A 14756-nucleotide genomic window follows, 5' to 3' on the forward strand; every position below is an offset into this window, starting at 1 on the left:
GATTATTCCCACTTTTTCGGTGCTACGTGGTACGTCGTCTGGCCTTCGAAGATGACGAAGCCCGGTGCGGCGTGGGCCGGCTTCTTTACGTTGCGTACGAGCGTGCAATCTACGTCGACCTTGCTGTCGCTGCGGCCTTTGCTGTAGTAGGCAGCCAGCTCGGCGGCAGCTGTGAGCTGCTTGTCCGTCGGTTCGGCGCGATGGCAGGCGAGGATGACGTGGGAACCGGGCTTGTCCTTGGCGTGGAACCAGCGGTCGTAGGGATGGGCCTTTTTGAAGGTCAGGAAATCGTTTTGCCGGTTATTGCGGCCGACCCAGATTTCCAGGCCGTCTACGTGGACGGTGAGGATATCTTGAGAAAATTCGCGGCGCATCTTGTCGCGGTTATTGGAACGGATGAGGCCCATTTGCCGCATTTCCGCTTTGATGTCGGCAATTTCTTCCTTCGTGCCCGTATTGTCCAGAGCGTATTCGAGGGAGTAGAGATAGTCCAGGTAGCGGGCGTTTTCCTCGTGGAGCTCGCTCGATTTCTGGATACGGTTGCGCATCTTTGTATAGCGCTTGTAATAGCGGTTGGCGTTGTCTGTCATGGAATAGGCCGGTTCCAAGGGAATGGTGATGGTTTCCTGTTGTTCTGACAGGAGATTTTGGACGGTAACGCTCTTTTCGTGATCGTGCTTTTCATAGGCGTAGATCATGAGCAGGTCGCCGTAGAGCTTGTACGTGTCCATCTTGTCCGTTTCTTTCATTTCGGCGGCAATGCGCTTGATCTTGCGCTTTTGCTTTTCAATGAGCTTGCCGACCTTTTTTTTCAGCTCTTCCTGTTCGCCGCTCAGGCTGCGGTGGGCCTGCTGGTAGTCACTGAGGTATTCTTCGATGAGGTCGAAGTGACGCCGTGGGCACGTAGCCAGGCTTTGCAGGACCAAGGGGAAGATGACCTCTTTATTATCCTTTTGCGTGTAGACCCAGGCACCGTGGACGTTTTCGAGCTCCTGGCCGAAGGCGGCAATGGCCTCGGTCCACGCTTTTTTTTGTGCCTCCGTGAGGTCCGCGACGGGCGTCGTTTTCGGCACGTCTGTGCGGCACGAAAGCTCGTTCAGGACGATGGTGCTCATGCCGTTGAAGCGCTTGAGCATCCACGCCGAGAGCGTTTCGTCAGACGGCAGGCCGAGCATTTCCTGCAATTCTTTCGGCGTAAAGGCAAAGGGATCCATGCGCATGAAGTTGGGCGGAAATTCGTATGGTACGTGGGGAGTAATGGTCCGCACGGCAGTCTTGCCCTTGGCCGTCTTGATGAGGGCTTCGATGATCATGCCGTCTTCAGTAAAGATGACGTTGCTGTACTTGCCCATGAGCTCGACGTGGATTTTGCGCGTCGTCAGGCGTCCCGATACGTCTAGGACGTCGACGTCGATGTCGATGAGGCGGTCTAAGTGCAGCTGGTGGATCGAGGCGATGCGCCCGTTTTCGTAGTATTTGCGCAGGAACATGCAAAGGCCTGTCGGCACGTCAGGCGTGGGCGGCACGCGGTCCGATAAGTACAGGCGCGGCGAATCGTCGAGGGTAATGATCAGGTGGTGAATACCTGTCGTATTGAAAATGCGAAAATACAGGGAGCGTGCATCAAGCTGGTAAATCTTTGAGATGGAGCCGCCCTGGATAATAGAAATCAGTTCGTCTGTTATGACATGTAAGGTAATGCCGTCTAAGTTCATTTTTTTCGTGCTCCTATGAAACCAAAGAATCGTATCTTTCTTATTGTAGCACGCCCAGGCTGATGGTACTAGTAAAAAATGTTCCTGCAAGGGTCGTTGCGACACTGGCCGTTAAAAGGAAGATATATAAATCAAAAAAGACGCCACAGCCATGGCCGCAGCGTCCGTAATATTATTCCTTATTTTACCTGATTCTTCAGTGTACCAATGCCGGAAATGCTGATTTCCACGGTATCGCCGGAATGGATGAAGCGCGGTGGGTTGAAGCCTACGCCTACGCCGGACGGCGTGCCTGTAGAAATGATATCGCCAGGCTGGAGTGTCGTGCCCTGGGAGAGCGTAGAAATAAGCGTCGGAATGGGGAAGATGAATTCTTCTGTCGACGCATCCTGACGGACTTCGTCGTTGACCTTGGTAACGATCGTAAAGGCATCGGGAGCGGCATCGCGCAAGAGAATGCACGGGCCCAAGGGTGCAAACGTGTCGAGGCTCTTGCCGTGGAACCACTGGCCGTGATTGCGCTGCAGGTCCCGGGCGGTAACGTCGTTCATGATAGTAAAGCCATAGACGTAATTCATGGCTTCGCTGACGGGGATGTCGGCCCCTTCTTTGCCGATGATGACGGCCAGTTCGCCTTCATAATCGAGTTCCTTCGTGACGTTCTTGTGCGGATCGATGTCGTCATCCGGGCCGATGACGCACGTCGGGGCTTTTGTGAAGAACTGGGGGAACTTGGTCAGTTCCTTGAGCTTTTCTTTATGGAATTCTTCGATGTGTTCGGAGTAATTTTCACCGACGCAGAAAATATTTTTGGCGAGCTGCCGGATCGGCGACAGGACGTGTACCGTATTGATCGGACGGGCCGGTACGGCATCGGTCTTTTCGTTCTGTTCCAAAGCGTCGGCCAGGGCCAGGAGCCCTTCATTGCCCTGACGGATGAATTCTTCCAGCGTTTCCGGCAAGGGCGTAAAGAAGGCTTCTTCTAAGGCAATGGCACTGTAGACGCCTGTTTCGTCTTCATTTAGGACGCCCCACTGGACAAAGCCGAGATCTTCAAAGGTAATTAATTTTTTGATCATCATAGTTGGTATTCCTCCAAAGGTGTAAAAAAATGATTATTTTTATTATAGCATACGTGAGAAGAGCCTGCAGGAAACCTTATTTTTTGCATATTTCCAGGAAAAGAACGTTACTCTTCTAGTGCATCAGCGTCTTTTATGGTACAATCGGTAATAGTAAAACGTAAAAATACTAAGACACAGTCAATGTAAGGAGCGATATTTCAATGGAAAATGGGACGACCAAAAATTTTATTGAAAATTTTATTGAAGAAGATTTCAAATCAAATAGATACGGCCAGCGTTTTGTGACGCGTTTTCCGCCGGAACCGAATGGCTACCTGCACATTGGCCACGCTAAGTCTATTTGCCTGAATTTTGGCCTGGCGAAAAAATACGGCGGTGTAACGAATCTCCGTTTTGACGATACAAACCCGACGAAGGAAACTGTCGAATACGTAGACAACATTATGAACGACGTCAAATGGCTCGGCTTTACATGGGAAGACCGTCTCCATTTCACATCGGATTACTTTGATACGCTGTACGACTATGCCGTCAAATTGATCAAATTGGGCAAAGCCTATGTAGACGATTTGACGAAGGAAGAAATGAAGGAATACCGCGGTACCTTCAGCGAACCGGGCAAGGAAAGCCCGTACCGCAACCGCAGTGTCGAAGAAAACCTGCGCCTTTTTGAAGAAATGAAGGCCGGCAAATATGCTGACGGCGAAAAGGTACTGCGCGCTAAAATCGACATGGCCAGCCCGAACATCAACATGCGCGACCCTGTCATTTACCGTATTTTCCATCACGAACATCACCGTACAGGCAATAAATGGTGCATTTATCCTATGTACGATTTTGCCCATCCTGTATCGGATGCCATCGAACGGGTAACGCACTCTATCTGTACCCTCGAATACGAAGACCACCGTCCGCTCTATGACTGGTGCATTCAGGACTGGGACGATCCCGAAGGCCAGCTGCCGCGTCAGATCGAATTTGCCCGCCTCAATGTAACGCACATGATCATGAGCAAACGTAAGCTGCGCATCCTCGTCGAAAAAGGTATCGTCAGCGGCTGGGATGATCCCCGTATGCCGACCATTGCCGGTATCCGCCGCCGTGGCTATACGCCCGAAGCAATCCGCGATTTCTGTGACCGCATTGGCGTTGCCAAGGCCGACAGCACGGTCGACATTTCCCTCCTCGAATACTGCATCCGCGAAGACTTGAAACTGAAAGCACCGCGCTTGATGACAGTTATCGACCCGGTGAAGGTAGTCATTACGGATTATCCCGAAGACAAGACGGAAGTCCTGACGGCTGAAAATAACCAGGAAAATGAAGCTCTCGGCACGCGTCACATGACCTTTAGCCGTACGCTGTACATTGACCGCAAGGACTTCATGGAAGAACCGGTTAAGAAATTCTTCCGCCTCGCACCGGGCAAGGAAGTACGCCTGAAATATGCCTACATCATTAAGTGCGAAGACGTCGTGAAGGACGCCGACGGCAATATTGTCGAAATCCATTGCACGCACGATCCGGAAAGCCTGAGCGGCAGCGGTGCCAACGCCAACCGTAAGGTAAATGGCACGCTCCACTGGGTCAACGCAGCCGATGCCGTCGACGTAGAAACACGCGTCTACGACTATCTCCTCAACGGCGCTGACGAAGAGGAAGAAGAAGGCACGACGAGCAAGGATTTCCTCGATCAGATCAATCCGGACAGCCTGACTGTATACCAGAGCAAGGCCGAAGCCGCCCTGGCCGGTTACAAAGCAGGCGATCACTTCCAGTTCCTGCGCGAAGGCTATTTCGTTATCGATCAGGATTCGACGCCGGACCACATGGTCGTCAACCGCATTGTAGGCCTGCGTGACACATGGGCTAAGATGCAGAAAAAGGAAGAAAAGAAATAAGAAGATTAGAACAAAATTAAAATAAAATGAGAAGCTGAGAACCGACTTTTTCTAAGATTAGAGTTTGCTGAGAAGGTCGGTTCTCTTCTGTCATAGCATTGCACCAACGATGTAGAAACGGTATAATAAAACGGAGTAGGAGGATTGATCATGAAAGCGTCAGGCACACGGGGAGTATTGATCTTAATACTTTTCATCCTGGTCGGCGGCATCATGGGCGGCATGGCAGGAGACCTCTTTACGGGCTCCGGCGTCAGCCTGGGCAATCTCATGCCCCTGCTTACCAGGCAGTTTGAAATCTTTTCTATACAAAACGTAGACCTCAATCTCTATATCATGCAGATCCGTTTTGGCCTTCACTTTGCACCGAATCTGCTGAGCCTCATAGGGATTATCTGTGCGTGCTTTATATTCCGTCGTATTTAGCTGTCCCTAAGGGATAGAGGAGGAACTGTATGCTAATCTTAGCTTCCGCATCACCGCGGCGCAGAGAATTGCTGTCGCAGATCGGAGTTGCCTATATGGTAAGCCCCAGTCATTATGAAGAGCGGGCACCGAAGAAGAAGGACCCGGCCAAATTCGTCCTGGCCCAGGCCGTAGGCAAGGCCCGTGACGTAGCCGCCCAGTACCCGGGACAATGGGTTCTCGGCGCCGATACGGTCGTCGCTTTGGGCGAAGACATTCTGGGCAAACCGAAGCACGAAAAGGATGCTATCCGCATGCTGCACGAATTGTCGGGACACAAGCATTCTGTCTTTACGGGCATTGCGCTCGTACGGGATAAAAAAACGTACACCAAGGTCGTTGAAACCAAAGTTTGGTTCCGCAAATTAAAAGATGCGGAAATTGAACGATATATCGCAACACAGGAACCCTTTGACAAAGCCGGGAGCTACGGCATTCAAGGCAAAGCCGCTTGTTTTGTAGACAAAATCAACGGTTCCTATTCGAATGTCGTCGGCCTGCCTCTGTCACAGGTGTATACCCTGTTGCAGAAAGCAAAGGTGATTGAATGAGTTGTTTGAAAGAACTATCGGCAGCAGAAATGCCACGGGAACGGTTTTTGGAGCACGGCCCACGGGCTTTGACCGATCCGGAGCTGTTGGCAATTTTGCTGCGCACAGGCCTGGCGGGCCGCTCCGTTCTCGACGTGGCCCGGGCCCTGCTGCAATCCCTGCCGGGAGAAAACCTGGGCCATTTAGGTGAAACGACAGTGGCCGACCTGTGCAAAATCAAGGGCATTGGCCGTGATAAGGCCGTGACCCTCTGCGCTGCCGTCGAGCTGGGCCGGCGTATTGCCCGGCACCGCGTGCGCCGGGATAATCCCGATTTCAGTTCTCCCCAGGTCATTGCCGAGTACGTCATGGAAGACATGCGCTTCTTGCCGCAGGAACAATTTTCCGCCGCTTATTTATCGACGAAAAACCAGCTCCTGGCCTTTCAGACCATTACGGTAGGCACGATCAATGCCAGCCTGGCCAAGGCCCGTGATGTGTTTCGTTACGCCCTGCAGTACAACGCCGCGTCGGTCGTGCTGCTGCACAATCATCCCAGCGGCAATCCTGAACCGAGCCAGGAAGATCTGGACGTGACACAGTACATGATGGAAGCCGGCGAGATTATGGAAATCCCCATTCTCGACCACATCATCATCGGCGATGGCCACTACGTCAGCCTCTGTGAACGGGGCTACGTGTAAGCCGTTTTCAATTGCATAGTTATATGACGCAGCATCCATTGGGGATGCTTTTTTTGTTGTCAAAAATTTCAAAGAAAATTAGTAGATAATAATAGTTATCTATTGATAAAATGAAAGAGATATGAGATAATATGGGTAGATAATATATCAATATGTACGGAGAAGGAGGCAATCTTATGAATATCGTTGTTTTGATCAAACAAGTACCAGCGGTTTCCAGCATAGATATAGACTCGAAGAATAATAACCTCGTGCGTGTTGGCGCACCGTCTATGCTCAACCCGGTCGATCTGAACGCTGTAGAAGCAGCTGTTGACATTAAAGAAGCTGCCGGTTCCGGCACGGTTACCCTCATTTCTATGGGGACGGCCATGGCGGCCGATGTGCTGCGCGAAGGCATGGCTCTCGGTGCCGACCACGGCATTCTGCTTTCTGATGAACGCATGGCCGGCTCGGATACGCTGGCTACAGGTAAAATTTTAGCCCGGGCGATCCGGAAGGTAGGCGACGTCGATCTCGTCCTGACGGGCAAACAGTCGTCTGATGGTGATACAGGGCAGATTCCGCCGGCTATTGCCCAGCATTTGGGTGTCAATCTCGTCAGCTATGCTGAATCGGTAACGGTAAAAGACGGCGTTCTCGTCGCTACGCGTAAGAACCACGGCGGTCTCCAGACTGTCGAAGCCCAGCTGCCGGCTGTGTGCTCGGTTATGGAAACGGCCAACACGCCGCGTACACCGAATATCCGCAGCAAGATGCATGCCAAACAGGCTGTCTTCGATGTTTGGCGCCTGGAAGACATTGGTCTTGATCCGGCCGAAGCAGGCACTGCCGGTTCGGCAACTAAAGTAACGGAACTCTTTGCACCGGAAAAACATGCGATTGGTACCATGATTACCGGCGCTAACGAAGCAGAAGCCGTACATAATCTCATTGCTGAACTGACAGCTAAAAAAGTATTATAAGGAGGGACGGACCATGGAACTGAAAAATAATATTTGGGTCTTTATCGAACTGGTCGAAGGCAAACCGAGCCAGCTCAGCCTGGAATTACTGGGAAAGGGCCGTCAGCTCGCCGATAGCCGCAATGACAAACTGGTCGCTCTCCTGGCAGGCAAAGGCGCTGCCGACGCAGCGAAGGACGTCATTGGCTATGGCGCAGACGTAGCTTTTATCCTGACTAATCCGGAACTGGATGTATTCGACAGCGTTCTCTATACAGCTGCTGTACGCAGCGTGATCAGCAAATACGAAGCTAACGTACTGCTCATCGGTGCTTCCCACGATGGCCGCGATCTGGGCGGACGTCTGTCGGCAGCCATGAACCTGGGCCTCGTAGCCGATTGCATTGATTGCTCCTATGAAAATGGCGATTCCCTCACGTGGGTACGGCCAGCCTATACAGGCAAGGTATTCGTCAAGATTCTGACGACGACACGGCCGCAGCTGGCGACGATTGGCGAACGCATTTTCCGCAACAATATCTTTGATCCGGGCCGGACCGGGGAAGTCATGGAAGAAGCCGTTTCCCTCGACGCACCGGCGCCTACGCTGAAGGTTACGAAATTTGAAGCCTTACCGCCTCTTGATCCCGATGCCGATATTACGACGGCAGACTTTGTCGTCGGTGCCGGCCGCGGTGTTGGCGACGAAGAAGGCCTGGCAAAAGTAAAAGCCTTCGCCGACGCTATTGGCGCACCGCTGGGCGTATCGAAGCCTCTCGTCGATAATGGCTGGGCTCCCTATGACCAGCAGATCGGCGTTACCGGCGCAAGCATCCAGGCCAGCATTTATGTAGCCCTCGGTATTTCCGGTGCCATCCAGCATCGCCTGGGCCTGAAGGATGTAGGCCTCATCATTGCTGTCAATAACGATCCGAACGCACCGATTTTCCGCTTTGCCCACTATGGCATTGTCGGTGACCTCTTTGCCGCCTTGCCGGTTCTGGAAGAAGAACTGAAGAAACTCAAAGTATAACCTTCCTTTTTTGTACATATATTGAGAAAGCCCTTGCCCGTATCTCTACTGCGTACGGCAGGGGCTTTTTCCTGTACACTATAGTATCTTTTTTGATACTATAGCACTATATAGTGCATTCTTCCTTATCTCGTCCCTAGAGAGTAAAATAAAACCGTAAAAGCTGTATAAGGAGGTGTTTTTTATGAATCATAAGACGGATCTGTTCCATTGCCCCGTTGAGGCTGTGCTTTCCCTCATTTCCGGGAAATACAAATGCATCATTCTCTGGCACCTCATGGAAGGGACCCAGCGCTACAGCGAGTTGCGGCGCTTTGTGCCTCAGGCAACGCCTAAGATGCTGACGCAGCAGCTGCGCGAGCTGGAAGCCGATGGCATTGTTGTACGTAAAGTATATCCTGTCGTACCGCCGAAGACGGAATATAGCCTGACGGACTATGGCCGCACGTTGTCACCTATTGTGCAGGCCATGTGCGACTGGGGTAAGAAATATATGAGCGATCGGATCGAAAAAGCAGAATAAGAGAGGGGATTTTGGTAGAATGCGTTATATAGTAGCAATTTTGCTAGCTCTGGCAGCGTGGCTGCCTTTTACCTTTGGCCAGACGGCCTATGCAGCAGCCAAGGGAACGATTCTCGTCGTCGCGTCGAGCCAGAAGGAAATGACCATGGCCAATGGTACGACGTCGTCTGTCGGATTTTTCCTCAATGAGCTGGCCGTACCGGCGGAATACCTTCAGGAACGGGGCTATCGGATCGTATTGGCCACACCTGATGGCCAGCGGCCTTATATGGACCAAGGCTCCAATGCGAAGAATTTCTTTGGCGGCGATGATGCGGCCCGGGCTAAGGCGTACGCCTTTACGGAAGCCCTGCCCGTCATTTCCCTGCACGAGGCCTTGGCACACGTGGCTGCGTACGACGCTGTGTTTGTCCCGGGCGGTCATGCCCCTATGACAGATCTTATGCAGGACCCGGAATTAGGGAAGATACTTGCTTACTTCCACGCACAGCAAAAACCGACGGCCTTTATCTGCCACGGTCCGGTAGCGGCGCTCTCTGCCTTGCCTGATGCTGCGGCGTACAGACAGGCCCTCGTCAGCCGCCAGCCCCAGGCCGCCATGGCTGCGGCTAAGGATTGGATTTACAAAGGCTATACGATGACCGTCTTCTCCGATGGGGAAGAATGGCCCGGTGAAGTCAAACACGGTACGGAAATGCCCTTCCATGTGGAACAGGCCTTGCAGATTGCCGGAGCTACGGTTATCGAAGGCCCTCTCTTTCAGAGTCACATCGTCCACGACCGGGAACTGATTACAGGCCAAAACCCGGCGTCTGATTTGGCCCTGGGCAAAGAATTGGCCGATACCTTAGATCAGCAATAGGTACCCTGCAGGGAAGCAGACAACAGTACCTATATAGGGAGTAAAAAAACGCTATGCCTCTGGCAGATACACCAGGGTATAGCGTTTTTTTTGTGTCAGGAAATACAAAGAAAGTGAGAGATAGGGCAAGGAAAAAAACAAATAGTAAAATGAAAATAAAGAATAAACTTTTTTTGTTAATTATGAATTTTACTTACGAAATAGGTGCATTTATATGCAATGATACACTTATTGCATACGAGACTGATAAAAAGGCGGGAGGTATGCCGATACAGTTTGTATGATTTTGGTACATACTAACTAAAACAAATAGGTATAATGAATGTAATATAAGAATATTAGGCTATATCGTTTTTGAATAATTACGCCTATAGAAAACCCATGGAGAGTTCGATGAAATGTTTTTTCACCTGGAAAAAGAAAAGGCACTGCCTACAAACGTAGACAGTGCCTGGCTTGGTGCGAGTGAAGGGACTTGAACCCTTACGTCATAAGACACCAGATCCTAAGTCTGGCGCGTCTGCCATTCCGCCACACTCGCATGACAAAACTAAAATTATTCTATCATGGTTGGCGGTAAGACGCAAGATTATTTTTACTTTATCGTAAGGCCTACAGGGCAGTGGTCACTGCCGGTAATATCCGTGTAGATTTCTGCCTTTTCCAGACGGTCGTTCAGGGCTTTAGACGTAATGAAGTAGTCAATACGCCAGCCGGCGTTGTTCTGACGGGCTTTGAAGCGGTAGCTCCACCACGAATAAATGCCCGTTACGTCCGGATAGAAGTAGCGCCACGTATCGGTGAAACCCGCTGCCAGAAGGTCTGTCATCTTTTGCCGTTCTGCATCGGAGAAGCCGGCGTTATTGTGGTTCGTCTTGGGGTTCTTGAGGTCGATTTCTTCATGGGCTACGTTCAGGTCGCCGCAGAGGATGACCGGCTTTTTGGCACTCAGGTCCGTCAGGTAGGCGCGGAAATCGTCTTCCCAGTGCATGCGGTAGTCCAGGCGGGCGAGCTCGCTCTGGCTGTTTGGCGTGTAGCACGTAACGAAGTACGTGTCGTCAAATTCGAGCGTAATCAGGCGGCCTTCATGGTCATGTTCATCAATGCCCATGCCGTATCGGACGGACAGGGGCTGGACGCGTGTGAAGACGGCTGTGCCGCTGTAGCCTTTCTTATCGGCATAGTTCCAATACTGTTCATAGCCCGGCAGATCCAGGTCGATCTGGCCTTCCTGGAGCTTCGTTTCTTGCAGGGCGAAGACGTCGGCATCGAGGGCTGCAAAGGTGTCCATAAAGCCTTTTTTCATGACAGCCCGCAGGCCGTTGACGTTCCAAGAGATATATTTCATGGTGTGTGTCCTTTCGTATGGAAAAACTATATAATATTTTGAGATTATTTGCTATAATTAAAGACATACAATATATAGCAGACAATGGAAGTCTGCCTTGTATGAAGTTATTGTATAGAAATTTTAAATAGTTGTCAAAACTAAGGGAACAGGGTGATGTTATGGCAGTGCATGAATTAGCAGGTACCAAGGTGAGAAAAGAAGATTATATCGATTTAGCCGCTATTGCAGACGCGTATCATCGGATTTTTCCGGATGTGACCAATGCGGCACAGCAAGTACGCTTCGGTACGTCGGGCCACCGCGGCCAGGCCGGTAATGGCAGTTTTACAGAAGCACACGTAGCGGCTATTGCTCAGGCTGTTTGCAATTTCCGTAAGGAATTTGGTGCCACAGGACCGCTCTTTGTCGGCGAAGATACGCATTATCTTTCGAAGCTGGCCTATGAAACGGTCCTCGAAGTCCTCGCCGCCAACGGCGTGCCGGCCTACGTAGATAGTGAAGACGATTTCGTACCGACACCGTCTGTATCCCGGGCAATCTTGCGCTATAACAGCGGCCGTACGGAAAACCTTGCCGATGGCTTGATCATTACACCGTCCCATAATCCGCCGGAACATGGCGGCATCAAATACAACCCCTTCACAGGCGGCCCGGCCGAATCGTCTATTACGAAGGCCATTGAAACAGAAGCCAACCGCCTCTTGGCCGGCAAAAACGCAGAAGTACGGCGTTTGCCCTATGAAGAAGCGAAACAGAGCCGTTTCGTTACGCCTTATGACTATAAAGGTCTTTATGTAGCGGAATTAGCGTCCATCATCGATATGGATGCCATTCAGGATGCCAACCTGCACATTCTGGTCAACGCCCTGGGCGGTTCCGGCATGAACTATTGGCACCGCATTGCCCAGGCCTATGGGCTGGCTATCGACTTCGTCAACGACCAGTACGACCCGCAGTTTACCTTCATGAATTACGACCACGACGGCAAGGTCCGCATGGACTGCTCGTCCAAATACGTCATGTCTGCCGTCATCAAAGAAGATACGGCGTACGACCTGATCTTAGCCAACGACCCGGACTACGACCGCTTTGGTATCGTTTCCGGCCGGGAAGGCATGATTACGGCTAACGCCTATTTGACCGTTGCCTCCCATTACCTCATGACACACCGTCACTTTGACGGCCTGGGCATTGGCAAAACCGTCGTGACGACAGATCTCCTGGCCCGTTCGGCTAAGCTTCTCGGCGTACCCCTCTACGAAGTGCCTGTCGGCTTTAAATACTTCGGGGGCCTCTATAAGGATGGCAAAATCGCCTTCTCCGGCGAAGAAAGTGCTGGCGGCTCCTTTGTTGCCCGCGACAGAAGCCTTTGGACGACCGATAAGGACGGCATGATCATGTGCCTCTTGGCAGCAGAAATCAAGGCCGTGACCGGCAAATCGCCTATTGAATACTACAATGAATTGTGCGAAAAGCTGGGCCGTCCCTATACTATGCGCAGCGACGCGCCGGCCAATCTCGAAGAAAAGGCCAAGATCAGCAGCCTGACCGAAGCAGACGTAACGGAAAAGACCCTGTGCGGCAGCCCTATTACGGCGGTATTGTCCCGCTCGCCTTATGGTGATATGGCGATTGGCGGCGTCAAGATCTGCACGGAAGACGGCTGGGTAGCAGCCCGCCCGTCCGGTACGGAAGATATGTACAAGCTCTACGCCGAAAGCTTCGTGTCGGAAGAACAGGCGGCACAGCTCCTGGATGAAGGCAAAGCCCTGATCAGCAAGGCGTTAGGGAAATAAGCAAAACAAATGGAACACAGGCCGTGGTACAGCAGTTTTTCAAGGGACTGCTGTACGCGGCATTTTACAAAAGCATAGAATTTCACCATATATCTATGGTATAATGTGTAAGAATGAGCAATGAGGGGATATTCTTATATTGTTCCAGAGAAGAGAAAAAGGAGTGGACATTTTTATGAAGGCTGTTATCACTGTAGTAGGGGTAGACCGTACGGGTATTATTGCCGCTGTCAGCAATATTATGGCAGAAAATCAGGTGAATATCCTGACCATTAACCAGGTAATACTCGACAACATTTTTAATATGGCAATGATCGTTGATTTGGAAAATTCCGCCGTCGATCTCAATGGCTTGCAGCAGCTGCTCAAGGAAAAGGGCGATCAGCTGGGTGTAGAAATCCGGGCACAAAACATGGAAATCTTCAATGCAATGCATCGCATCGGCTAGGGGGAAGAAGACATGCTGACTATTCACGACATATTAGAAACGAATCAGATGATTCAAAAGAACAACCTCGATGTCCGTACGATTACGATGGGCATCAGTCTGCTCGACTGCTGCAGCAGTGACGGCAAGACGCTGTGCCGTAATATTTACGACAAGATTACGCGCTATGGCGAACATCTCGTACAGACCGGCAATGATATTGGCAATGAATTTGGCGTGCCCATTATTAACAAACGCGTTGCCGTTACACCTATTTCGATCGTAGCTGCCTGCAGCGACCTTACGGACTACGTGTCCGTCGCCCAGACCCTCGATAAAGCGGCTAAGGAAATCGGTATCGATTTCATCGGCGGCTTTTCAGCGCTCGTCGAACGGGGCTATACAGAAGGGGACCGCAAGCTCCTCGCTTCCATTCCCGAAGCACTGGCTACGACAGATCTCGTCTGCAGCTCTGTCGCCGTAGGCTCGACCAAGGCCGGTATCAACATGGATGCCGTAGCCGAAATGGGCCGTATTTTTAAAACCCTCGGGGAACTGACGAAAGAACACGACGCCTTAGGCTGTGCCAAGCTCGTCGTCTTCTCGAACCCTGTAGAAGATAATCCCTTTATGGCCGGCGCCTTCCACGGCGTTACCCAGGGTGACAGCTGCGTCAGTGTTGGCGTCAGCGGCCCGGGCGTTGTCAAACGGGCCCTGGAAAGCGTCAAGGGTGAACCCTTCGATGTTGTTGCCGAAACGATTAAGAAAACAGCCTTTAAGATTACGCGCGTAGGCCAGCTCGTAGCCCAGGAAGCTTCGCGCCGCCTGAACGTGCCCTTTGGTATTATCGACCTGTCCCTGGCGCCAACTCCGGCCGTGGGTGACAGCGTTGCGGCTATTTTGGAAGAAATGGGCCTGGAAAGCTGTGGTGCCTGCGGTACGACAGCAGCCCTGGCGCTCCTCAACGACGCTGTGAAAAAAGGCGGTCTCATGGCCTCCAGCCGCGTTGGCGGCCTGTCCGGTGCCTTCATCCCCGTGAGCGAAGACAAGGGCATGATCGAAGCTGTCGAACGGGGCAGCCTGAGCTTGGAAAAATTGGAAGCCATGACCTGCGTATGCTCTGTTGGCCTCGATATGATCGCCGTACCGGGCGATACATCGGCAGCGACCATTTCGGCGATCATTGCCGACGAAGCAGCAATCGGCATGATCAACAACAAGACGACTGCCGTCCGCGTCATTCCCGTACCGGGCAAGACCGTTGGCGACGTCGTAGAATTTGGCGGCCTTTTGGGCCATGCCCCGATCATTGCGGTCAATACCTTCCGCAACGATGAATTTATTGCCCGCGGTGGCCGGATTCCTGCACCCATGCGGAGCCTGACCAACTAAAGCTCGTATGTATCACAGTATAAATGGA

General features: G+C 51.7%; 14 protein-coding genes and 1 tRNA gene. 11 read left to right on the forward strand and 4 right to left on the reverse strand.

Annotated elements, in window-relative coordinates; genetic code table 11:
- Positions 1-2: 2 nt before the first annotated feature.
- Positions 3-1715 carry an Rqc2 family fibronectin-binding protein gene (locus H8J70_RS04110; RefSeq protein ID WP_186502594.1) on the reverse strand — a complete coding sequence of 571 codons (1713 nt, stop codon included), beginning with the start codon at positions 1713-1715 and terminating at the stop codon, positions 3-5.
- Positions 1716-1894: 179 nt separating this feature from the next.
- Complete coding sequence (locus H8J70_RS04115; RefSeq protein ID WP_186502595.1) at positions 1895-2797, reverse strand: fumarylacetoacetate hydrolase family protein; 903 nt, start codon at positions 2795-2797, stop codon at positions 1895-1897.
- Positions 2798-3000: 203 nt separating this feature from the next.
- Between H8J70_RS04115 and H8J70_RS04120 the strand changes: the two genes are divergently transcribed.
- From H8J70_RS04120 to H8J70_RS04155, 8 genes are all read left to right on the forward strand, one after another.
- Positions 3001-4701, forward strand: a complete 1701-nt coding sequence (locus tag H8J70_RS04120) for a glutamine--tRNA ligase/YqeY domain fusion protein (RefSeq protein ID WP_186502596.1) — start codon at positions 3001-3003, stop codon at positions 4699-4701.
- A 150-nt stretch (positions 4702-4851) separates the two neighbouring features.
- The gene (locus H8J70_RS04125; RefSeq protein ID WP_186502597.1) at positions 4852-5127 is read left to right on the forward strand and encodes a DUF4321 domain-containing protein; all 276 of its coding nucleotides are present in this window, start codon (positions 4852-4854) and stop codon (positions 5125-5127) included.
- A 29-nt stretch (positions 5128-5156) separates the two neighbouring features.
- Positions 5157-5717 carry a Maf family protein gene (locus H8J70_RS04130; RefSeq protein ID WP_186502598.1) on the forward strand — a complete coding sequence of 187 codons (561 nt, stop codon included), beginning with the start codon at positions 5157-5159 and terminating at the stop codon, positions 5715-5717.
- A complete protein-coding gene (radC, locus tag H8J70_RS04135; RefSeq protein ID WP_186502599.1) occupies positions 5714-6400 on the forward strand; it encodes a RadC family protein in 687 nt (228 codons plus the stop codon). Before H8J70_RS04130 ends, radC begins: the two co-directional genes overlap by 4 nt.
- A gap of 176 nt (positions 6401-6576) precedes the next feature.
- The gene (locus H8J70_RS04140) at positions 6577-7365 is read left to right on the forward strand and encodes an electron transfer flavoprotein subunit beta/FixA family protein (protein WP_186502600.1); all 789 of its coding nucleotides are present in this window, start codon (positions 6577-6579) and stop codon (positions 7363-7365) included.
- Positions 7366-7378: 13 nt separating this feature from the next.
- Positions 7379-8377: an electron transfer flavoprotein subunit alpha/FixB family protein gene (locus H8J70_RS04145; protein WP_186502601.1), complete on the forward strand. Its 999-nt coding sequence runs from the start codon at positions 7379-7381 to the stop codon at positions 8375-8377.
- Between the two features lie 184 nt (positions 8378-8561).
- Complete coding sequence (locus H8J70_RS04150) at positions 8562-8900, forward strand: winged helix-turn-helix transcriptional regulator (protein WP_186502602.1); 339 nt, start codon at positions 8562-8564, stop codon at positions 8898-8900.
- 19 nt (positions 8901-8919) lie between these two features.
- Positions 8920-9762 (forward strand): type 1 glutamine amidotransferase domain-containing protein, encoded by an 843-nt coding sequence (locus tag H8J70_RS04155; RefSeq protein WP_186502603.1) that lies wholly within the window; start codon positions 8920-8922, stop codon positions 9760-9762.
- Positions 9763-10219: 457 nt separating this feature from the next.
- Here H8J70_RS04155 and H8J70_RS04160 read toward each other — a convergent pair.
- Together H8J70_RS04160 and H8J70_RS04165 are read right to left on the reverse strand one after the other, a co-directional pair.
- Positions 10220-10303 (reverse strand) — tRNA-Leu (locus H8J70_RS04160).
- Positions 10304-10357: 54 nt separating this feature from the next.
- Positions 10358-11110, reverse strand: coding sequence for an exodeoxyribonuclease III (locus H8J70_RS04165; RefSeq protein WP_186502604.1), 753 nt, complete (start codon positions 11108-11110; stop codon positions 10358-10360).
- A gap of 161 nt (positions 11111-11271) precedes the next feature.
- Between H8J70_RS04165 and H8J70_RS04170 the strand changes: the two genes are divergently transcribed.
- From H8J70_RS04170 to H8J70_RS04180, 3 genes are all read left to right on the forward strand, one after another.
- Positions 11272-12909, forward strand: a complete 1638-nt coding sequence (locus tag H8J70_RS04170; protein WP_186502605.1) for a phosphoglucomutase — start codon at positions 11272-11274, stop codon at positions 12907-12909.
- 175 nt (positions 12910-13084) lie between these two features.
- Positions 13085-13357: an ACT domain-containing protein gene (locus tag H8J70_RS04175; RefSeq protein ID WP_186502606.1), complete on the forward strand. Its 273-nt coding sequence runs from the start codon at positions 13085-13087 to the stop codon at positions 13355-13357.
- A gap of 12 nt (positions 13358-13369) precedes the next feature.
- Positions 13370-14728: a PFL family protein gene (locus tag H8J70_RS04180; RefSeq protein WP_186502607.1), complete on the forward strand. Its 1359-nt coding sequence runs from the start codon at positions 13370-13372 to the stop codon at positions 14726-14728.
- The last annotated feature ends 28 nt before the right edge of the window (positions 14729-14756 follow it).

The organism is Megasphaera hominis (assembly GCF_014269395.1).
In the GTDB taxonomy this organism is placed as follows: Bacteria; Bacillota; Negativicutes; order Veillonellales; family Megasphaeraceae; genus Megasphaera; species Megasphaera hominis.